The 19,208-nt window shown below is 48.4% G+C and carries 23 protein-coding genes, 1 tRNA gene and 1 riboswitch; of the genes, 13 read left to right on the plus strand and 11 right to left on the minus strand.

Going from position 1 to position 19,208, the window contains the following annotated elements:
- The first annotated feature begins 94 nt into the window (after positions 1–94).
- The gene (locus tag MKY42_RS07265; protein ID WP_339850063.1) at positions 95–511 is read left to right on the plus strand and encodes a helix-turn-helix domain-containing protein; all 417 of its coding nucleotides are present in this window, start codon (positions 95–97) and stop codon (positions 509–511) included.
- Positions 512–671: 160 nt separating this feature from the next.
- Here MKY42_RS07265 and MKY42_RS07270 read toward each other — a convergent pair whose 3' ends face one another.
- From MKY42_RS07270 to MKY42_RS07295, 6 genes are read right to left on the minus strand one after another with little or no spacing between them, the layout of a single operon-like run.
- A complete protein-coding gene (locus tag MKY42_RS07270) occupies positions 672–1,577 on the minus strand; it encodes an urease accessory protein UreD (RefSeq protein WP_339850066.1) in 906 nt (301 codons plus the stop codon).
- Entirely contained in the window at positions 1,549–2,271 is a 723-nt protein-coding gene (ureG, locus tag MKY42_RS07275) for an urease accessory protein UreG (protein ID WP_090894396.1), read from the minus strand. Before ureG ends, MKY42_RS07270 begins: the two co-directional genes overlap by 29 nt.
- A 36-nt stretch (positions 2,272–2,307) precedes the next feature.
- On the minus strand, positions 2,308–3,006 hold the full coding sequence (locus MKY42_RS07280; protein ID WP_339850069.1) for an urease accessory UreF family protein: 699 nt from the start codon (positions 3,004–3,006) through the stop codon (positions 2,308–2,310).
- A gap of 15 nt (positions 3,007–3,021) precedes the next feature.
- On the minus strand, positions 3,022–4,740 hold the full coding sequence (gene ureC, locus MKY42_RS07285) for an urease subunit alpha (protein ID WP_090894400.1): 1,719 nt from the start codon (positions 4,738–4,740) through the stop codon (positions 3,022–3,024).
- The gene (locus MKY42_RS07290) at positions 4,737–5,126 is read right to left on the minus strand and encodes an urease subunit beta (protein WP_090894402.1); all 390 of its coding nucleotides are present in this window, start codon (positions 5,124–5,126) and stop codon (positions 4,737–4,739) included. Before MKY42_RS07290 ends, ureC begins: the two co-directional genes overlap by 4 nt.
- 18 nt (positions 5,127–5,144) lie before the next feature.
- Positions 5,145–5,447, minus strand: a complete 303-nt coding sequence (locus tag MKY42_RS07295) for an urease subunit gamma (protein WP_076291707.1) — start codon at positions 5,445–5,447, stop codon at positions 5,145–5,147.
- Between the two features lie 260 nt (positions 5,448–5,707).
- Between MKY42_RS07295 and urtA the strand changes: the two genes are divergently transcribed.
- The 5 genes from urtA (at position 5,708) to urtE (ending at position 10,572) form a co-directional block, all read left to right on the plus strand.
- Positions 5,708–6,958 (plus strand): urea ABC transporter substrate-binding protein, encoded by a 1,251-nt coding sequence (gene urtA / locus MKY42_RS07300; RefSeq protein WP_090894404.1) that lies wholly within the window; start codon positions 5,708–5,710, stop codon positions 6,956–6,958.
- Between the two features lie 150 nt (positions 6,959–7,108).
- On the plus strand, positions 7,109–8,014 hold the full coding sequence (gene urtB / locus MKY42_RS07305) for an urea ABC transporter permease subunit UrtB (RefSeq protein ID WP_076291709.1): 906 nt from the start codon (positions 7,109–7,111) through the stop codon (positions 8,012–8,014).
- 18 nt (positions 8,015–8,032) lie between these two features.
- Positions 8,033–9,127 carry an urea ABC transporter permease subunit UrtC gene (gene urtC, locus MKY42_RS07310; RefSeq protein ID WP_179265517.1) on the plus strand — a complete coding sequence of 365 codons (1,095 nt, stop codon included), beginning with the start codon at positions 8,033–8,035 and terminating at the stop codon, positions 9,125–9,127.
- Positions 9,090–9,899, plus strand: a complete 810-nt coding sequence (gene urtD / locus MKY42_RS07315; protein ID WP_179265516.1) for an urea ABC transporter ATP-binding protein UrtD — start codon at positions 9,090–9,092, stop codon at positions 9,897–9,899. Before urtC ends, urtD begins: the two co-directional genes overlap by 38 nt.
- Positions 9,877–10,572 carry an urea ABC transporter ATP-binding subunit UrtE gene (urtE, locus tag MKY42_RS07320; protein ID WP_090894416.1) on the plus strand — a complete coding sequence of 232 codons (696 nt, stop codon included), beginning with the start codon at positions 9,877–9,879 and terminating at the stop codon, positions 10,570–10,572. Before urtD ends, urtE begins: the two co-directional genes overlap by 23 nt.
- Positions 10,573–10,597: 25 nt before the next feature.
- Here the strand turns inward: urtE and MKY42_RS07325 are convergent, their stop codons facing one another.
- From MKY42_RS07325 to MKY42_RS07335, 3 genes are all read right to left on the minus strand, one after another.
- A complete protein-coding gene (locus MKY42_RS07325; protein WP_339850076.1) occupies positions 10,598–11,251 on the minus strand; it encodes a hypothetical protein in 654 nt (217 codons plus the stop codon).
- A gap of 27 nt (positions 11,252–11,278) precedes the next feature.
- Complete coding sequence (locus MKY42_RS07330; RefSeq protein WP_063564423.1) at positions 11,279–11,482, minus strand: hypothetical protein; 204 nt, start codon at positions 11,480–11,482, stop codon at positions 11,279–11,281.
- Positions 11,483–11,754: 272 nt separating this feature from the next.
- Entirely contained in the window at positions 11,755–12,501 is a 747-nt protein-coding gene (locus tag MKY42_RS07335) for an urease accessory UreF family protein (RefSeq protein ID WP_090894422.1), read from the minus strand.
- Positions 12,502–12,875: 374 nt separating this feature from the next.
- On the opposite strand from MKY42_RS07335, the gene MKY42_RS07340 reads away from it, so the two are divergent.
- A tRNA-Leu gene (locus tag MKY42_RS07340) sits at positions 12,876–12,958 on the plus strand.
- A 146-nt stretch (positions 12,959–13,104) separates the two neighbouring features.
- On the opposite strand, the gene MKY42_RS07345 is transcribed toward MKY42_RS07340, so the two are convergent.
- A complete protein-coding gene (locus tag MKY42_RS07345; protein WP_090894425.1) occupies positions 13,105–13,581 on the minus strand; it encodes a glutathione peroxidase in 477 nt (158 codons plus the stop codon).
- A 366-nt stretch (positions 13,582–13,947) separates the two neighbouring features.
- Positions 13,948–14,123: riboswitch (cyclic di-AMP (ydaO/yuaA leader) on the plus strand.
- 117 nt (positions 14,124–14,240) lie between these two features.
- Here MKY42_RS07345 and MKY42_RS07350 point away from each other — a divergent pair.
- Both MKY42_RS07350 and MKY42_RS07355 read left to right on the plus strand, forming a co-directional pair.
- Positions 14,241–14,639 carry a hypothetical protein gene (locus MKY42_RS07350; RefSeq protein ID WP_228469185.1) on the plus strand — a complete coding sequence of 133 codons (399 nt, stop codon included), beginning with the start codon at positions 14,241–14,243 and terminating at the stop codon, positions 14,637–14,639.
- 163 nt (positions 14,640–14,802) lie between these two features.
- A complete protein-coding gene (locus MKY42_RS07355; protein ID WP_177185634.1) occupies positions 14,803–15,495 on the plus strand; it encodes an HAD family hydrolase in 693 nt (230 codons plus the stop codon).
- A gap of 142 nt (positions 15,496–15,637) precedes the next feature.
- On the opposite strand, the gene MKY42_RS07360 is transcribed toward MKY42_RS07355, so the two are convergent.
- Positions 15,638–16,933 (minus strand): Nramp family divalent metal transporter, encoded by a 1,296-nt coding sequence (locus MKY42_RS07360; RefSeq protein WP_179265961.1) that lies wholly within the window; start codon positions 16,931–16,933, stop codon positions 15,638–15,640.
- A 446-nt stretch (positions 16,934–17,379) separates the two neighbouring features.
- Between MKY42_RS07360 and MKY42_RS07365 the strand changes: the two genes are divergently transcribed.
- The 4 genes from MKY42_RS07365 to MKY42_RS07380 all read left to right on the plus strand — a co-directional run bounded on the left by MKY42_RS07365 (position 17,380) and on the right by MKY42_RS07380 (position 19,198).
- Positions 17,380–17,799 (plus strand): organic hydroperoxide resistance protein, encoded by a 420-nt coding sequence (locus MKY42_RS07365; RefSeq protein WP_090894430.1) that lies wholly within the window; start codon positions 17,380–17,382, stop codon positions 17,797–17,799.
- Positions 17,800–18,004: 205 nt separating this feature from the next.
- Entirely contained in the window at positions 18,005–18,250 is a 246-nt protein-coding gene (locus MKY42_RS07370; RefSeq protein ID WP_339850085.1) for a zinc ribbon domain-containing protein, read from the plus strand.
- A 98-nt stretch (positions 18,251–18,348) separates the two neighbouring features.
- Positions 18,349–18,627: a hypothetical protein gene (locus MKY42_RS07375; RefSeq protein ID WP_024629327.1), complete on the plus strand. Its 279-nt coding sequence runs from the start codon at positions 18,349–18,351 to the stop codon at positions 18,625–18,627.
- A gap of 148 nt (positions 18,628–18,775) precedes the next feature.
- Positions 18,776–19,198 carry a thiol-disulfide oxidoreductase DCC family protein gene (locus tag MKY42_RS07380; RefSeq protein WP_339850089.1) on the plus strand — a complete coding sequence of 141 codons (423 nt, stop codon included), beginning with the start codon at positions 18,776–18,778 and terminating at the stop codon, positions 19,196–19,198.
- Positions 19,199–19,208: the final 10 nt, after the last annotated feature.

Consider the following 19,208-nt stretch of genomic DNA (forward strand, 5'->3'; position numbering starts at 1 on the left):
GGAATATTGTGGTACAATCGGGTATACGAATTGTCCGGCGATTGGTGGAGACAAGTGGATGTTTTAAATTATTTCGGATGGAAGGCGGTTTATTATGCAGTCGATCTATGAGCGAATTGAACATCTAATTGCCGAGCGAGGAATGACTAAGAAAGTATTCTGTAAGCAACTGAAGATTAGCACGGGTAATCTGGGTGACTGGAAACGCGGTAAATCTACTCCGAGTACAAATAAACTAATTGAGATTGCTTCGTTTTTTGATGTGAGCCTCGACTGGCTCATGATTGGGCGTCCATCCAAGGAAGCGATGGTGCGGGAAAAACGGGAGAATTATTTTTTTGACGTGCTGCGGCAATTGGATTGCCAAGAGAGTGAATTATCAACTGTGGAACAGTCTTTTATCAGTGAATATATTGAATTTACACGTTATCGCAAGTCCAAAGAAAGCAGAGATTCAGGCGACTTTCGTTACAAGGGAGAAGATAAGCCTGAAGGAGATGAGCTTTTGTAGCGTGAGTTATTGAAAGGTGCAACTTGACTGAATCATCAGGATATATAAAACCTCTGAACAATCCGAAAGACGTCGGAGAGTTGTTCAGAGGTTTTTTCTTTGGGCCCCGTTGAAACATGAATATGTGATTTCGCAAGCCATTCCAATAGACGTATAGTCTTCACTTGCGGAATATAAGGTTGGGTTTCCCCAAAAGATCGGAGCGAAGGGTGTTCCAGATCTGAAGACATTGCTCCTGAAGTTCCCAGGCAGCCTTTCCGAGCAAACGAACACCGATCCCGCCTGTAGCGAGCAAGCTGGCCCCGGCAAGCATGCGACCATCTGGAGGCAAGATGGACCGTACGGACTCCAACTGTGCTGCGCCCAATCCAGGGGCAATCATCCATAAAGCCGCAGTGTGGGTGTAATCTAACAACGCTGAGGATGATTTCGGATCGCCCGATGCTGGTTCGAGTCCGAATCGATCCCACACGGCCAACTGCTTCCCTTGCCAGATTTCTGTCAGACTGCGATATCGCTTGAACTGAAAGACTTCTCCCCGATGAATCCGTCCAGCCGACCAGATATCGGCATACGCAAGCACTGCTTGTTCACCCAGCTCAAAGGTCGTGGTCAGTGAGGATGAGCTGCCTTTAAACGGTATGACACATTCAGGGAAGTACTCCAGCACCGCTCCTTGCTCCAGCCGAAAGTGATGGTTCACAGACGATGGAGCAGTAGGTGTGGGATGAAGCCTCGTCGCTGATGTGCTGCTTAGCATTAAGTGAGTGTTCTGGCCCAATTGCCACTCGGATCGATAATGATCACCGTTCAGCACGCCTGGAGAGACGTCTGAAGTGTATACACATAATTCATCTCCACCACCCGGAGGTCGAAAGGATCGACTGAACCGGAGAGGGGCGCTGTAATACCGATCGGTCATGACGGTGCGCCCGCCTTGGAGGGCGAAAGTGGCCCGAAGCTCGCTGCGGCGTATCACGGCCTCTCCGGTACTGCGGTTCAGTCCATGTTCAGCTCCATGTAAAGAGGAAGATGAATTAGTGGCTGTGAGTCGTTCCGTGGTCATGGGTGTGTGTATGCAGATGCGCAGCGGAAGCATCGTCATCCATATATTGATGTTCAAGCCAATGGACGATTTCGGATACCCCTTCACCGCTCATCAGGTTCGACATCACATAAGGCCGTCCTTCGCGCACCCGTTCAGTATCATCCTTCATGACTTGCAGACTTGCGCCTACATAAGGAGCAAGATCAGTCTTGTTAATCAGGAGCAGGTCTGAACGTGTAATACCCGGACCGCCTTTACGAGGCAGTTTTTCACCTTGAGCCACATCAATAATGTAAATGAATACGTCTGCCAGTTCCGGGCTGAATGCAGCAGAGAGATTGTCGCCGCCACTTTCGATAAAGATCAGCTGCAGGTCCGGGAAGCGTTCAATCAACTCATCAACGGCTTCGAAATTCATGGAGGCATCCTCACGAATAGCGGTATGCGGGCATCCCCCTGTTTCAACACCAATAATACGTTCCGGTGCGAGCGCATTCTGACGCAGCAAAATCTCGGCATCTTCCTTCGTATAAATATCATTAGTAATAACGGCCAGGCTGTAGCGTGTACGCAGTGCCTTGGACAGCTTCTCCACTAGGGCTGTTTTTCCTGAACCTACCGGCCCACCGATTCCGATTCGCATCGGGCGACTCCGATCAAATACCTTACGTTCCCACTCCGCATGATGCGTATGATTAGCTCCTCCACACATAACAAATTCCTCCTTGGTTTTGAATTATTGTAGTAGTTAGGACATGAACAGACGGGCTGGCAGACTCTCATGCCGCATAGCATAGATTTCCTGGGCAATACCGAAGCTGTGCATATCTTCCGGGTTGTCGTCCCGAATTAAAGACCATGCAGATTCAATATCATGCAAAAGTTTTTGAATAAGCATCTGTGCTTCGGTTTGCCCGATAGGTAGAAGACGCAGAGCGCTGTTTACATAAGCGTTAACTGAAGTATACAAATGTCCGGTGACGGCTTCATCCAGTCCAATTTCCAGCTGATCATTGATGTAGCCGTGAATCGTTGTAATGCCGCAAAAAGCACCGTGTTCCTGTACAGCTTCATCGATTAGAGAAAAGTCCATCCATGGGTAAAGTGATCTCGCAAGTTTGAGTAATCGCTTCCCCATCTTGTGTCCACTTTCCCGCAGTTCCCTGGGGGTTCGCTGGGCGTGTACACGTTTGTCGTAAAGGGCTAGAAGGGCGGCATCCTGTTGCTCAATGGCCTGGTAAACACCTTTGATGGCGAGACCATCGAGCCGCACGAGGCTGGAATGAAGCTGGCCGCGAATGAATTGTTCGAGTTTGGCGGTGGTCCGTATCCTGCCATCATGAGTGTATGCCTCCAGACCGAACGAGTGGGAGAACCCGCCAATGGGCAGGGCTGAATCCAGCAGTTGAACATAACGGAGCAATTTCGTGCCGCTGTGCATCATCATGCGTGGCCCCCTTTGTCAAAACATGAAATAGCGTTGTGCCATCGGTAATTCGTCCGCAGGCTCACAGGTGAGAAGCTCGCCATCCGCCCGTACCTCATAGGTTTCGGGATCGACTTCAATGATGGGTGTTACGTCATTGTGAATCATGTCTTTTTTGCTCACGGAACGGCAGCCTTTGACGGGTTCCACGCGCTTGTTCAAGCCTAATGCCTCCTTGATTCCCGCATTTGCTGCGGCTTGGGAGACAAAGGTGATCGACCCTTTGGCGAGTGCGCCGCCGTAAGCACCGAACATCGGTCTGCCGAAGACGGGCTGCGGCGTAGGGATCGATGCGTTGGGGTCACCCATCTGAGCGAAGGTGATCATACCTCCCTTGATGACCATCTCGGGCTTTACACCGAAATAGGTCGGGTTCCAGACGATCAGGTCTGCGAGCTTGCCAACCTCGACAGAACCGACGAGATGGCCTATGCCGTGAGCGATAGCCGGATTGATCGTATATTTGGCGACATACCTTTTGATCCGATCGTTATCGGACGGTGAGCCTGGGGTCAGTTCAAGCTTGCCGCGCTGCTTTTTCATCTTGTCGGCGGTTTGCCAGGTGCGAATAATGACTTCGCCAACCCGGCCCATCGCCTGTGAATCGGAACTGATGATGCTGAATACACCAAGATCATGCAAAATGTCTTCGGCCGCGATCGTTTCGGGACGAATACGCGAATCAGCAAAGGCGACGTCTTCAGGGATCGATGGGTCCAGATGGTGACAAACCATCAGCATATCAAGATGTTCTTCTACGGTATTGCGTGTGTAAGGACGTGTTGGGTTGGTTGAAGAGGGGATGACGTAAGACTCTCCGGCAGCGCGGATAATATCCGGCGCGTGTCCGCCGCCAGCACCTTCCGTATGATAGGTATGAATCGTGCGTCCGTTAATGGCCGCCAATGTATTTTCCAGAAACCCGGTCTCGTTCAGCGTATCGGTATGAATGGCTACCTGAACATCATGTTCTCCGGCTGCGGTCAGACAAGCATCGATCGCACTTGGCGTTGTGCCCCAATCTTCATGCAGCTTCAGTCCAATGACCCCGGCTTCAATCTGTTCAATTAATGGAGCGGTGCTGGAGCTGTTGCCTTTGCCGAGATAACCGATATTCATGGGAAATGCTTCTGCGGCCTCCAACATCCGGTGGATATGCCAGGCTCCAGGTGTACAGGTGGTGGCTTTGGTGCCTGTTGCCGGCCCTGTACCACCGCCGATCATGGTCGTGACCCCGGAGGATAACGCAGTCTGAATCTGCTGTGGGCAGATGAAATGAATATGGGTATCAATGCCTCCTGCGGTTACAATCATGCCTTCCCCGGCAATGATTTCGGTCGAAGCGCCAATAACCAACGCGGGATCAACTCCGTCCATCGTATCCGGGTTACCGGATTTGCCGATTGCGCAGATGAGACCATCACGAATGCCAATGTCCGCTTTTACAATCCCCCAATGATCGATGATGACGGCGTTGGTGATGACGGTATCGGGTGTACCGTCACTGCGAAGGGCTGATGTGGACTGACCCATCCCGTCACGAATAACCTTACCACCGCCGAATTTGCTTTCATCTCCATAGACAGCATAATCATGCTCAATCTCAGCCCACAGTTCCGTATCCGCCAGTCTGACGGCATCCCCGGTTGTGGGTCCGAACATGGATGCATATTGTTCTCGGCTCATTCGTTTCATAGAGGTTCCCCTCCGTCCTGCACAGGGGGTGCAAAAGCCTTCAGAAATGTATCCAGTTTCTGTGGATCAGGTGGCTGATCTGCTGAACCTTCAGTTAATCCGTTAAATCCATAAATCTGACGTTTGCCGCCAAATGTGGTCAGTTCGACCGGTTTTTCTTCACCAGGTTCAAAACGAACAGCGGTGCCTGCCGGAATATGCAGGCGGTGCCCAAAAGCAGAAGGGCGATCAAAGTCCAGCGCAGCATTGACTTCATAGAAGTGAACGTGAGAACCGACCTGAACCGGGCGGTCGCCACGGTTCAGTACAATCAGACGTACGGTTGAGCGATCGGGATGACAGACGATCTCATCATCCTGTTTTAAGCGATATTCACCAGGGATCATGGAGTTCTCCTGCCTTTCTCAGCGTATAGGTTCATGGACAGTGACCAGTTTTGTTCCGTCAGGAAAAGTGGCTTCCACCTGTACCTCAGGAATCATATCGGGTACACCTTCCATGCAGTCTTCGCGTGTCAGGATCGTGCCGCCGTATCGCATCAACTCTGCAACACTCATGCCATCGCGTGCGCGTTCCATGAGCTCGGAGGTTAACAAGGCGATAGCTTCGGGAACATTCAGCTTAAGTCCGCGTCCTCTGCGTTCGCGGGCGAGGTTAGCAGCCACGGTAATCAGGAGTTTTTCTTTTTCCTGCTCAGTCCAGTGCAAGGTAATCCGACCTTTCCCTTAGATAGTCTATGTCGTCATGGATCATGTTATATGTTAAATATACTCACACAGGGTGAACCCTTTGTCAATATGGTTCCAATTATATTAGCAGCATGCATGAAACGAGTATGCATAAAATAAAATTGTGTAAGCATTATTGACACCGTGAGTGTAAGACTCCATAATTTGGATCAACGAACATTTCGGGCATATATGTCCTTAATGTTCGTCAATAGACTAAAAAAAGGGAGTGTAGGCTATTGAAGAAGAGGTCGGTCAAGTTATGGAGTGTTTTGCTTGGTGCAGTCATTGCGTTGACAGGATGTGTGGAGGGTGGTACGCCGCCTGAGGCGACGGGTTCCGGTGGGACGGTAGAGCCAGCTTCATCCGGAGACACCATTAAAGTAGGTGTTCTTCACTCCCTAAGTGGAACGATGGCAATCAGTGAAGTGTCGGTTAAGGATGCGGAGATGCTTGCCATTGAAGAGATCAATGCAGCAGGCGGGGTGCTGGGTAAACAGATTGAGCCTGTGGTTGAGGACGGCGCTTCCGACTGGCCTACATTTGCAGAGAAAGCAGGGAAATTGCTGCAGCAGGATAAAGTGGCCGCTGTATTCGGCGGATGGACCTCTGCGAGTAGGAAGGCGATGCTTCCGGTATTTGAGCAGAACAAGGGTCTGTTGTTTTACCCGGTGCAATACGAAGGGTTGGAATCATCACCCAACATTTTTTATACAGGAGCCACGACAAATCAGCAGATCGTACCGTCCGTAACCTGGTTGCTGGAGAACAGGGGCAAGAAGTTCTACCTGCTGGGCTCGGATTATGTTTTCCCGAAAACCGCCAATCAGGTCATTAAAGCTCAGCTTGCAGCTGAGGGTGGCGAAGTGGTGGGGGAAGAATATACACCGCTGGGGCACACGGATTACAGTACGATTATCAGCAAAATCAAGGCTGCCAAGCCGGATATTGTATACAACACGCTGAATGGAGACAGCAATGTCGCCTTTTTCAAACAATTAAAGGATGCCGGGATCTCTTCCGAACAGTTGACGACTCTGTCAGTGAGTGTGGCGGAGGAAGAAATTCGGGGGATTGGGGCGGATGTACTGAAAGGACATTTGGCTTCCTGGAACTATTATCAAACGACAGATACACCTGAAAATAAAACATTTGTAGAGAAATATAAAGAAAAATATGGAGCTGACCGGGTGACGGCCGATCCGATTGAAGCGGGATATGTAGCCGTTTATCTGTGGAAAGCAGCCGTTGAAAAAGCCGGATCGACCGATGTTGAAAAGGTAAAGGAGGCCGCTAAAGGTCTGGAATTCGATGCGCCGGAAGGGAAAGTGACGGTGGATGGAGAGAATCAGCATATCTACAAAACGGTGCGAATTGGTGAAGTGCAGGAAGATGGACAGTTCAAGGAATTGTGGAACTCCGGCGCACCCGTCAAACCTGATCCGTATCTGAAAACGTACGAGTGGGGCGCTTCCCTTAGTACCAAATAGCATGGGCATCTCACGTCACAACTGTTGAATAACAGACGAGGGTGCGACAACACACCCTCTTACAACATTACGGTAAAGCGTTGATGCGAAACGTAAATGATGTCTTGTATAAAATTATTCAGATGTTCACAGCATGAGGAGGGAAAGGTGATGGATATGTTTGTCCTGCAAATGTTCAATGGGTTAAGCATCAGTTCCATCCTGCTGCTGATTGCGTTGGGACTCGCGGTTACATTTGGATTGATGAATGTCATTAACATGGCGCATGGTGAATTGATCATGATCGGCGCTTACGCTACGTATGTGACGCAAAACTTGTTCATTTCGTATGCTCCGCAAGCGTGGTTCGATGTCTATTTTATTGTGGCTCTGCCTATCGCCTTTGGTGTGGCCGCTCTTATAGGCTGGCTGCTGGAAGTGGTGCTGATCAGGCATCTGTATGGGAGACCGCTCGACAGTCTGCTTGCTACATGGGGCGTAGGCATGATGCTGCAACAATTGGCCCGAACGATATTTGGGGCGCCCAATGTAGGGGTGTCCAGTCCGGCTTGGCTTAACGGAGGTCTGACCATCGCGGACGGCATTGTGTTTCCGTATAAACGTCTTTTCATTATCGCGCTGGTCGCGGTTGTGCTGCTATGTATGTATTTGTACATCTATCGGACTTCTTCCGGGAGACGGATGAGGGCCGTGATGCAGAATCGAAGCATGGCGGGCTGTCTCGGGATTTCCACCAGACGAGTGGATGGCATGACCTTTGCCATCGGTTCGGGCATTGCCGGCATCGCCGGATGTGCGTTGACACTGATTGGCCCGATTGGTCCCTCGCTGGGCACGTATTATATCGTGGATGCGTTCATGGTGGTTGTGCTGGGTGGTGTGGGGAAACTGGTGGGGACTGTGTGTGGTGCGCTTGGAATTGGCATGTTCAATACATTATTCGAAACGTATACCTCGGCCTCGATCGGTAAGGTGCTCGTATTTGTCTGTATTGTAGCTTTTCTGCAATGGAAGCCGCGCGGGCTCGTTGCTATACGGACCCGGAGTCTGGATTAATGCGAAGAAGGGGGTTATATGATGTCGGCACTTCTCAAGACGGGTAGTTTGAAAATGAAGATCATCTGGGCGGTTGTCCTGATTATGATGTGTCTGGCTCCACTCATTTCCACGGAATTCCGGCTTAGTCTGTTAGCGAAATTCCTGGCCCTGGCCATTCTGGCGATTGGTCTGGACTTGATCTGGGGATATGGAGGGGTGCTTAGTCTGGGGCATGGCGTATTCTTTGGACTTGGCGGGTACGCCATGGCGATGTATCTGAAGCTGCAGGCGAGTGGTTCAACACTACCTGACTTTATGGGATGGAGTGGTCTTAGCGGTCTGCCGTGGTTCTGGGAGCCGTTCAGGTCATTTCCGGTGGCGCTATTGCTGGGCATCGCTCTTCCGGCATTGCTGGCCTTTGCCCTGGGATGGTTCACGTTCCGTAACCGGATCACCGGTGTATATTTTACCATCCTGACCCAAGCGTTAGTCCTCATTACCGTAACGTTATTTGTAGGCAAACAGGAATGGACGGGAGGGACTAACGGTATAACCGGATATAACGCAATCTTTGGTTTTACCCTTCATTCGGCAGGGACAACGATTGCTCTCTACTATATAACGCTTGCCATTCTGGTGCTCGCCTACCTGCTTTGTCGCCGGGTTGTGAACAGCAGGTTTGGTCAGGTGCTTGAAGCTGCGCGGGATGGGGAGAATCGGGTTCGCTTTCTTGGCTATGACCCGGCTGGCTTTAAAACACTGGCCTTCGCCCTTTCCGGAGCGCTGGCGGGAATCGCTGGTATGTTATTTGTGCTCCAGGTAGGGATCATCTCGCCTTCCATGATGGGGATTGTGCCTTCAATTGAAATGGTGTTATGGGTTGCCTTGGGCGGTCGTGGAACGCTGATTGGTGCGGTAATCGGGGCTGTGGTGCTGAATGCAGCCAAAACGGGCATCAGTGAAGCTTATCCGGAAGGTTGGTTGTTTGTCATTGGTGGGCTCTTTGTAACAGTGGTCTTGTTCATGCCGAGTGGGCTTGTTGGTGTATACCGTCATGTGGTGCGCTTGCTGAAACGGAGAGGAGAGGTTGTGCATGTTCCAGTCAGTCAGGAAAAACCAAAAGTCTACTGACGTTCCGGTAGTCCTGGTCGCTGAGGAAATTACGGTGGCATTTGGCGGTTTTGTTGCGGTCAAAGGCATGAATCTGAAGCTGCATGAGCATGATCTGCATTTTCTGATCGGCCCCAATGGGGCGGGGAAAACAACGATGCTGGATGTGATTTGCGGCAAAACCAAGCCCTTGTCCGGTACAGTGAAGATGGCGGATGGTGCGGATCTGACACGTCTGAAGGAGCACCAGATTGTTCGAAAAGGGGTAGGGCGCAAGTTCCAGGCTCCATCGATCTTTGCTGGTCTGACCGTGCAGGAGAACCTGACGCTGGCTGCGGAGACTCGTCGTTCTCCTTTACAGGCTCTGGGTATTCAGCGGTATTCAAAAATAAGTACGGCCATGGAGCGGATTACGCTCCAGATTGGTCTGCAGGACCGTGTGAATGCACGTGCAGGGGCGCTATCACATGGGGAAAAGCAGTGGCTTGAGATTGGCATGCTGCTGCTGCAGGAGCCCCGTGTATTGCTGCTGGATGAGCCGGCAGCGGGGATGACGGATGAAGAAACACATAAGACGGGCCGACTACTGCAGGAGATTGCGCGAGAAAGGTCTGTTGTGGTAGTGGAGCATGATATGGAATTCGTTCGCGAGTATGCAGCAAAAGTGACGGTGATGCATGAAGGTAAACTTCTGAAGGAAGGTACGATGGCGGAAGTGCAGGAAGATCCGAGAGTCGCTGAAGTGTATCTGGGCAAAAGGAGGGATGAACATGCTGTCGCTGCAACGAATTGAGTCCGGCTACGGGGAGAGCAATGTGCTGCGCGGTGTGAGTCTGGATGTCGAGCCGGGTCAGGTGGTGTGCCTGATGGGTCGTAATGGTGTAGGAAAAACCACCTTGATGAAGACGTTGATGGGGCTTCTTAAAACGCGCAAGGGAAGTATTCAGTGGAAAGGTCAGGAATTATCCACCCACGATCCGGCCAAGCGGGCCAGGTCGGGGATTGGATATGTGCCGCAGGGGCGGGAGATCTTCCCGCAGCTTACGGTAAAGGAAAATCTTCTGCTGGGTCTGGAGACCAGTGGCACAGGGGGGAAGACGTTCCCGGAGGATGTGCTGGCGATGTTTCCGGTGCTTGCCACGATGTATGGACGGCAGGGTGGTGATCTGAGTGGCGGACAGCAACAGCAGTTGGCATTTGCCCGCGCGCTGGCTTCCCGGCCCGGATTATTGCTTCTGGATGAGCCGACAGAAGGCATCCAGCCTTCCATCGTAGAGGATATCCGGCAGGTCATTTTGCAAATTAAGGCAAAGGGTGAAATCTCCATTTTGCTGGTGGAACAAAGCATTGATTTTGTACGCGGTGCTGCAGATTATATCTATGTAATGGACAAAGGGGCAATTGCACTGCAAGGAACACCGCGAGAGCTGGATATGTCGCAGTTTGAGCACCACCTGTCTGTGTAGCTTGGGTTCTTGGTGTAGGGTGAGTTCAGGAACGTTTGTCCAGAATGTTGGAGTATTTGGGATATAGTCTTCGTATGCAATCCGGGCAGATATCATGGGTAAATTCGGCATGAGTGTGCTTCTCCAAATAACTCTCAACAGAGTTCCAGCTGTCCTGTTCATCCTTAATTTGTTTGCAGACAGCGCAGATGGGAAGTAGTCCGCGCAAAGTACGCACTTCAGACAGGGCCTTCTTCAATTGGCGTTCTGTCTGTTTCTGTTCGGTCACATCCGTGTGTGCAATCAATGCGAGATCAGACAGCAGGGATGGGTCGGCCTGAATCAATGGGGTGAGTTCCAGGCGGAACCACCGCTGTTCGTTGTTGATAGTCCGAACGGAGATGTCGTATGTATAACTGTCTTTAAAAGGTGCAGTGATACTTTTTAACTCCTGAACAATTTTCGCATTCTTTGCTTTCTCCTCGCGGAATGTCCACCCCTCTACAAGGTGAAGGTAATGAGGTGGTTCAGGTGCTGTTCTTGAGGGGCCTGCTACGCTTGGGTTGGGAAGAAGTTGCCCGAGTCCGTGTTGCCAAGCGGTGTTGCAGCTTCGAATAATCCAGTTGTGGTCGACGATGATAAGCTGGTGCTGCATGGACTGGAACGATAATCTCTCCAGATCGGATATTAAGTATCTCATGAAATGAGCTCCTCCTTGGCAGAAATCTTATCTTAAATCATCTGGAATTTCCAAAATGTCAGCGACCTGGTTCCTGAACCGGGTTGCTTTACGCGTGCCGTGAATGAGATTGGACAGACGGTATGGCGGAATGCCATACTGTTCGCAAAATGTCTTTTGGTCGACCTGGAGTTCGGTTAGTCGTCGTTTGATGGCCCATCCGAAAGGAGTCACAGGTTTCTTTTTGTTCAAAAGGGTTCACCCCTCGTTGGAATGTAGTGTTCAGCTGGTTATTCTTGGTGTAAAGTATATAGATATGCGAGCTGTATGTTTTATTATATACGTATTTGCGTCATCTAACAATTAAAAAAGACGGAAATAAGTGTATTTTAATATGAAAAATGGCGTAAATACGTTAAATAGACAAAATAATTGACATAGAAAACACGCCAGCAATGAGGTTGCGGCGTGTTTTTTATATATTTTACTGCGTGAGGACGCGGGTATGAAGGGGAGGGGGTAGATTAGGCTCGGTAGGCGTGAAGCCCTGCTCCAAGCATGTGAAAGCTTGGGAACAACGTTTTCATGGACATTGAGGTTGGTTGTACCAGTCCATCGGCAGCGGAGGCGCTGACGGTATGCCATTCATGTTCCAGGTCTGCGGCCAGGCGAACCAGCAGGTCCTGGATTGTATCGGTATGAAGAGGAATTACTTTGGAGGCTTCGGTTATGCAGGCACTCATGGCTGAATGCAGATAACCAAGGACCGCCTCCTCGACAGGGATTTCGAGGTGGTGGTTAATCCAGGCGTGAACAGTGGAGAGGCAGCCGACGGATTCATACTTAGCCAGGGTGTGTTCGAGGTGGCTAAAATCAATCCAGGGGTGGAGTGCACGAGCTAGCTTAATCAGTCGTTTGCCCATTGTGGTCGCATGTTCTCTAAGATTGACTGGGGTGCGCTGGACATGGACGAGCTTGTCGATGAGGGCTGTACGCCACGCGTCATTGTGATCTGCGGCGGTGTATATGCCTTTAATCGCCATGCCTTCCAGACGCACGATGCTGGGATGCAATTGGCAGCGCATGAATGATTCGAGATCTTCAGCACTACGAATGGTACCTTCCGCGATATGGGCATCCATTCCGAAGGAATGGGTGAAGCCTCCGACCTGGATAGAGGAATCAAGCAGTTTGACGTAATCGAGCAGCTTATTCCCACGGTTCACAATCTTTCGCCTCCTACGTTCGTTAAATGTTATGTTAAATAACATTTATACTCCTTTTTGGTTCGTTTTATGTTTGTAAATCCGAATTATATGATATATATATTCACATAAATATCCGCTTTTTGTCAATAGTTTCTTGGTTGTTTAACTATAAAATCTATTTAATGTTATTTTATATAACTTTATAAGTTATGTTCTACTGAGAGAATATGAAGAGTGGTCATAAAGAAAGTAGAGTGATCAGCCTAATCGGATATACAAACGAGATCAAATTTAATCATATGCACTTCGTAGGAGAAAATGACGAGATTATACGATTTATGGGAGGAAAAGCGCAGTTAAAATAATATTAATAAAAATGCTTTACTTTTAAACATGAACCGGGTATAATCAATTCTGTTGCCGATTATTTACGACATGCGGTCGTGGTGGAATGGCAGACACGCTATCTTGAGGGGGTAGTGGGTGTATACCCGTGGAGGTTCGAGTCCTCTCGACCGCATCATAAGAACGATTAAGAAGAAGCTTCCCGTATGGGGAGCTTCTTTTTTTGTGTTTTTTACAGTAACCGGGTCCGAAAAAAAAGGTCATCCGATTCCCCTGAATGCATGCTCATGCTGTCTGCCGGGGTGGGATGGCCTTTACTTGTTATTTAAGCAATGCTTTGATGTCTGCTTCAATTTTATCAGGTGTTGTTTTGGGAGCATACCGCTTCACAACACGACCGTTCTGATCCACAAGGAACTTGGTGAAGTTCCATTTGATGGCTTTGGAGCCGAGTACGCCCGGTGCTTCTTTGGTAAGATGCTGGAATAGAGGGTGAGCGCTTGAACCATTCACATCAATTTTCTCAAACATCGGGAAGCTGACACCATAGTTCATCTGGCAGAACTCAGCAATATCGTCAGAGGAGCCCTTTTCCTGTGCAAACTGGTTGCTTGGAAAACCAAGAACTTCAAATGGGGAGTCTTTAAACTTGTCCTGAAGTTCTTGCAGACCTTTGAATTGAGGTGTAAGGCCGCATTGGCTTGCTGTATTTACGATAAGCAGTACTTTGTCACGATAGTTGGACATTTCAACTTCCTGACCGCGAAGGGTGTTTACTTTGTAGTCGTAGACTGACATGAAAATCGCCTCCATCTCATTTTCTTATATCCTCTATTATATTGATTGCAATTAAATATTGCAAAATTTATATTGCTTTTTTAACTCCATTTCAAGCTGTCGTGTATGATCTGTGACTGATTTGCTACCTTATTTTCGCTAGAGAGAGAATTAGAGAGCTTTGAAGAGATGGGTAGAGAATGGATGTGTTGTAAGCGCTATTATTGATGTGAAATGGCAAAAATCCGTCGATTCGGTGATCTGCGCAGACTTTACACCAATATGGCACGGGTGTATGATTCATATCGTAATTCCAATTTAAATTAAATTTTACATGAAAAACGAAACAAACGATAATATCGCTCTGATTATGATGATATAAGAACGATGTTTTAATCGCTGAGTTTCCATTCATTCATGGGTGGGAAACGGGGGAACCAACAGGATGAACTGTCCAGGACAGTGGGCATCCATGGGGTGAATTTTCCGGTGACAGCCGGAAATAGGGCGACTCTCGCGCCCGAATCCGTCAGCTAACCTCGTAAGCGTTAAAGGGAGAGGCAACAAGCCGTACGCTGGTTCATAGTGTCTTTTTGCTATGGATTATTGAAGAAGCGTCCGGGAGGCCTTGGTCCCCCACGCTTCTTTTTTGTTGTCTTTTCACGCCAAGGGAGGAACGAATGATGGATAAAGAGATGATCTTAGTGACTGCTCCAAATGAAGCAGGACGTAAATTTATCAAATTGCTGATGTACAAAAAAATGCCGTTTGCCGTTCTGACTAACAGTGCAGGGGAAGAGCGCAGGCTCCGGAGAATCGGTGTAGAGCATGTCATTCGCATGAACACGGCTGCAGCTCAGAAATGGTTTTTGCCGCAAGGCAGTGTCGGCAATGTTTTTATTTTTGAAAATAGCCTAAACCTAACCTGTCGATATTTGCAGATCTGCCGATCCTGGACATCCAAGTCCCTGTGTGTGATTACCGAACAAAGTCATCCCAAAGGGATCTATCGGGGAATGGGAGCAGACCGTATTGTATATTCCTTGAACGGGGAAGTTGGATTTCTGCTTAATGGCTAGTGACTCGTACTATTCCTGTGATTGATCCAGTGTCAGCTGCCTGTTATAATTGAAATCATGAATAAAACGGATTCTTGAGGAGACTCATGCATGATGGTGGGTCTTCTTTTTTATGGTTTGGGAAATAGGGATAATTTCCTGTGGCTAACGAGGAGGAATAGGCGTGCCGGATGTACGTGGAATACAATGGTTGTTCTTTGATGTGGGGGATACGCTCGTGGACGAATGGGAGCCGGTAGATGATATTATCGGTCAGTTCGTTCGTGAAGCTTGTGCGCTTGGTTATCAGGTGGAGATGCAGACGGTGCGAGACATATTTGCGGCCTCCTACCGAAATTACGAGCAATGGCCGATGAAATTGGCTATTCGTACTCTGATCAGCGATGAGGGGCACCGGGAACAGATACAGGAGAAGCTGAAGTTCCGCAAAGAGCTTGAGCGACCCTTCCCGTCAGCCGACGCTGTTCTTCAGACGTTGTCGCAGCACTATAAGATTGGTATCATTGCCAATCAGAGCCCGGGGACGGAAAATCGACTGAATAGCTACGGCTTGCGCAAGTATGTGGATGTGCTGGCCTGTTCGGCTGAAGAAGGAGTGTCCAAGCCTGATCCTGAATTGTATGCTGTAGCGTTGAAACAGGCGGGATGTAAACCCGAGGAAGCGGTCATGATCGGCGACAGGATCGATAATGATATTATTCCAGCTAAGAAGCTGGGTATGCACACGATCCGGATTTTGCAGGGTTATGGCAGGTTCCAGCCGGAGCTTGCGGATGCAGAACGTCCAGACTGGACGATTAAATCACTGGAGGAGCTTCTTCCATTGTTGATGGTAACTCCGAATTCGGACAACTAAATGAAGTGCGTTTTTTAAGATCCGGTTAGTATGGATCAGGTTAATGCTCAAACATATAAAAGGCTGATCGTCTCAAGGGATGCGTTACTTGAGTTGATCAGCCTTTTTGAGTTAGACAAAATACGGCGTAGTTCCATGTAACCTAGAACAACATAATGGTCTGGATAATCAGATACACATTCAGGACAACGATAACTCCAGCGATGATCCAGGAGATGATTTGGAGCCACGGCTTGTTGACAAAAGCCCCCATGCTTTTTTTGTCACTCGTAAACATCACCAGTGGAATGACGGCAAAGGGAAGCTGCAGTGACAGCACAACCTGGCTCAGAATCAGCAGTTCCTCTGTTCCGTGCTCTCCGGCAATGGCTGTTACGATGACGGCCGGGATGATTGCAATCAGACGTGTTACCAGTCGACGAAGCCACGCCGGAATACGAATGTTCAGGAAGCCTTCCATTACAATCTGTCCGGACAACGTGCCGGTGAGTGTTGAGTTCTGGCCTGAAGCCAGCAGGGCTACACCGAACAGAATACTTGCAATGGTGGTACCCAGAAGTGGTGTCAACAGATGGTAAGCATCTGTAATTTCCGCGACCTGAGTCATGCCTACACTATGGAACACGGAAGCTGACAGAATCAGGATGGCTGCATTGATAAACAGGGCCAGCGTTAAAGCGATGGTTGAATCCATAGTGGTATAACGAATCGCTTCTTTTTTACCCTGAGGTGTCTTTTCAATCTGACGGGTCTGCACAATGGAAGAATGCAGATACAGATTATGGGGCATCACGGTTGCGCCAATAATTCCGATGGCGATATAGAGCATGGCTGGATTTTGCAAAATCTCGGCACTGGGTACAAAACCATGCATGACGCCGCCCATATCCGGTTTAGCGAGAAACAGGTCAATCCCGAAGCAGAGGGCGATGGTAGCCATCAGCACAATAACGAGCGATTCCAATGCGCGGAAGCCTTTATTTTGCAGCAAAAGAATGACCAGTACATCGACAGCGGTAATAATGACACCGTATAGCATGGGTATGTTGAACAGCAGCTTGAGAGCGATGGCTGAACCAATAACCTCGGCAAGGTCGGTGGCTGCAATCGCAAGCTCACACAAAATCCATAACATCATGACTACAGGCATGCTGAATCGTTCGCGGCAGGCTTGCGCTAAATCCCGTCCTGTGACAATCCCGAGCTTGCCAGCAAGAGACTGCAATACCACAGCCATTAGATTTGATATCAGAATAACGGACAATAATGTATAACCGAACTGTGAGCCACCGGCAATATCCGTTGCCCAGTTCCCTGGGTCCATATATCCAACGGCAACCAGATAACCTGGTCCAACAAAAGCAAGGAACTTTCTCCACCAAGCAGCGTTCTGAGGCACCTTCATGGAGCTGTGGGCTTCCCCGAGAGATGGGGCCATACCCGCAGCTAATGGCTCATTTGAAGGAGTGTTGAACGGATTTTTTTTACTCATAATATAATCACCCGACTTTGAAGTATTGATATTCTATATGAAGAGGAACGGTGTCATTCCTTTGATTACATTTGAACATTGAAACCAAAATCTTAAAAGCGTAATTAAACGACTCCACATATGTCTAAACGTTTATGTTGATACTTACATTGTACTCCTTCAATTATTTTTGTCTAGTGCAACTTTTGTGTAGAGGGACAAAATTTAGCAGGAGTAAATGTGCCTTAGTATATTACCCAACCCTAGATAAATTACCTGTGTTCATCCCAAATGCATGAAAATAAAAAAGTTGTAAAAGCTGAATAAGGATTAACAACCGTTTCAAAATGAGCCAGAAGTTTAAATTGAATTGTAGGCAGCAAAAAAACTTAAAGGTAAAGGAGAGATTCTTAATGGAAGCTTTATATACAGCAACAGCAACAGTTAAAGGTGGACGTACAGGTTCGGTGGCTTCTTCGGATGGAGTGCTCAAGCATGATCTGAAAATGCCAAAAGAACTTGGAGGCGCAGGTGGTGAAGGAACCAATCCTGAGCAGCTCTTTGCAGCGGGATATGGTGCATGTTATGAAAGTGCTCTTGCCAATGTGGCACGCAAAGCGGGCGTGAAGTTGGAGAATGTGGTGGTAACCAGTAATGTATCCATCGGCAAAGATCCGGCAGATGATGGTTTCCAACTGTCTGTACGTTTGGATGTGAGCATGCCTGGCGTCGATCACAGTCAAGCAGAAGATCTTGCTCGTAAGGCACATGATTTCTGTCCTTATTCCAAGGCAACTCGCGGCAATATTGATGTGGTACTTAATGTAGTTTAAGACCTGACTCGCAGGAGTAAAGGGAACATATAGAGCAGGGTATCCTTGGATGCCTGATGTTCGAGTACAAGACCCTGCTGGCCTTCGGCAGGGTTTTGTACTGTATAATACTGTTGCGATGCAGGAGATTGCATGTTGAACAGCGTACTATTTTACATAATCTACTCTTGCTTGAAGTCATACATTCGAATAAGGGGGAACGACCATGAGTATTGAAGAGATGATAGAACGGCGATTTGTATGCACCAAATGCAGGGGTACGGATTGCAACATTAAGGAAGTATCCATGTCAGGAGCGGGACTTAGCAAAATGTTTGATATTCAGCAGAATCATTATCTCTTCGTCGCCTGTTCTTCCTGTGGATATGTTGAAGTATTCGATCCGGATGTGCTGAAAGGGAAAAAGCAGGGTCAGGTGGGTACCATTCTTGATATTCTATTTGGGGGATAAATGTGCGTGAGTTGACATCGAACTAAAATTTCTTTAATATGACTTAGTACTGAGAAGTGTCAATGCATGAACCAAATTTGAATTAACAGGTGATATCCATGTCTTATAGACCGCGTATTGCAAATTTAGAATTAGCTAGTGGCAACAAGGAAGACGGATTGTATGAATTTAAAATGAAATTGGTAGACGGTACACAATGCCGTGTATTCTACTCCCATTCCCCGGAATGGAAGCTGACCAATATCAGCCGTCTACAGAAAACGCCTTGTCCGGTATGTCGCAAAGATTTCATTTGCAAATGCATGGACCAGTGGGCTGGTGACCTGCATCAACAGATGATTGATGACCAATGGATGGAAAAGGCAATTGCTGAGTAATTGCCAAGACAGATACGAGCGTGGGCATTGAGCCTGCGCTCTTTTTCTATTTTCCGCTACACTTAAATAAAATGTAAAAAAAAAGCGACCGGGATGACTCAAAACGGGTAAGTTACACTAATAGCGCAATTATGAGGAGGCCATGATTATGACAGCAAATCAAACGGATCAGCATGAGGGACACCCGATTGTGCTTGTGGACGGAGTCTGTCATTTCTGCCAAGGATTAACGAAGTGGATCATCAAGCGTGACCCGGAGGGAAAATATCATTTTGCATCACTTCAATCGGATGTAGCAAAAAAATTGCTGGAGAAGGGCAATCTGTCCACGGACAGCATGGATACGTTTGTACTCATTGAGGATGGAAAATATTATACACGTTCAACCGCTGCGCTGCGTCTGGCCAAAGGATTGAAATTTCCTTATCCATTATTGTACGTGTTGATTATTGTACCGAAATTTATTCGGAATGCCATATATAACATGGTAGCTTGCAACCGATATCGCTGGTTCGGTCAAGATGAAGTGTGTATGCTGCCTACACCTGATATTAAGGATCGATTCCTTTAAAAGGCAGAAG

The sequence above is a fragment of the Paenibacillus sp. FSL W7-1088 genome (assembly GCF_037969855.1).
GTDB lineage: Bacteria > Bacillota > Bacilli > Paenibacillales > Paenibacillaceae > Paenibacillus.

What these genes read in the sequence shown, in the direction of transcription:
- MKY42_RS07375 (WP_024629327.1), top strand. Translation starts at nt 18,349, where the DNA reads ATGTCTTATAGACCGCGTATTGCAAATTTAGAATTAGCTAGTGGCAAC.
- MKY42_RS07365 (WP_090894430.1), top strand. Translation starts at nt 17,380, where the DNA reads ATGGAAGCTTTATATACAGCAACAGCAACAGTTAAAGGTGGACGTACA.
- MKY42_RS07265 (WP_339850063.1), top strand. Translation starts at nt 95, where the DNA reads ATGCAGTCGATCTATGAGCGAATTGAACATCTAATTGCCGAGCGAGGA.
- MKY42_RS07370 (WP_339850085.1), top strand. Translation starts at nt 18,005, where the DNA reads ATGAGTATTGAAGAGATGATAGAACGGCGATTTGTATGCACCAAATGC.
- MKY42_RS07360 (WP_179265961.1), bottom strand. Translation starts at nt 16,933, where the DNA reads ATGGCCCCATCTCTCGGGGAAGCCCACAGCTCCATGAAGGTGCCTCAG.
- MKY42_RS07335 (WP_090894422.1), bottom strand. Translation starts at nt 12,501, where the DNA reads ATGTTATTTAACATAACATTTAACGAACGTAGGAGGCGAAAGATTGTG.
- MKY42_RS07345 (WP_090894425.1), bottom strand. Translation starts at nt 13,581, where the DNA reads ATGTCAGTCTACGACTACAAAGTAAACACCCTTCGCGGTCAGGAAGTT.
- urtD (WP_179265516.1), top strand. Translation starts at nt 9,090, where the DNA reads ATGTTCCAGTCAGTCAGGAAAAACCAAAAGTCTACTGACGTTCCGGTA.
- urtE (WP_090894416.1), top strand. Translation starts at nt 9,877, where the DNA reads ATGCTGTCGCTGCAACGAATTGAGTCCGGCTACGGGGAGAGCAATGTG.
- ureC (WP_090894400.1), bottom strand. Translation starts at nt 4,740, where the DNA reads ATGAAACGAATGAGCCGAGAACAATATGCATCCATGTTCGGACCCACA.
- MKY42_RS07270 (WP_339850066.1), bottom strand. Translation starts at nt 1,577, where the DNA reads ATGACCACGGAACGACTCACAGCCACTAATTCATCTTCCTCTTTACAT.
- ureG (WP_090894396.1), bottom strand. Translation starts at nt 2,271, where the DNA reads ATGTGTGGAGGAGCTAATCATACGCATCATGCGGAGTGGGAACGTAAG.
- MKY42_RS07290 (WP_090894402.1), bottom strand. Translation starts at nt 5,126, where the DNA reads ATGATCCCTGGTGAATATCGCTTAAAACAGGATGATGAGATCGTCTGT.
- urtB (WP_076291709.1), top strand. Translation starts at nt 7,109, where the DNA reads ATGGATATGTTTGTCCTGCAAATGTTCAATGGGTTAAGCATCAGTTCC.
- urtC (WP_179265517.1), top strand. Translation starts at nt 8,033, where the DNA reads ATGATGTCGGCACTTCTCAAGACGGGTAGTTTGAAAATGAAGATCATC.
- MKY42_RS07380 (WP_339850089.1), top strand. Translation starts at nt 18,776, where the DNA reads ATGACAGCAAATCAAACGGATCAGCATGAGGGACACCCGATTGTGCTT.
- MKY42_RS07325 (WP_339850076.1), bottom strand. Translation starts at nt 11,251, where the DNA reads ATGAGATACTTAATATCCGATCTGGAGAGATTATCGTTCCAGTCCATG.
- MKY42_RS07350 (WP_228469185.1), top strand. Translation starts at nt 14,241, where the DNA reads ATGATGGATAAAGAGATGATCTTAGTGACTGCTCCAAATGAAGCAGGA.
- MKY42_RS07280 (WP_339850069.1), bottom strand. Translation starts at nt 3,006, where the DNA reads ATGATGATGCACAGCGGCACGAAATTGCTCCGTTATGTTCAACTGCTG.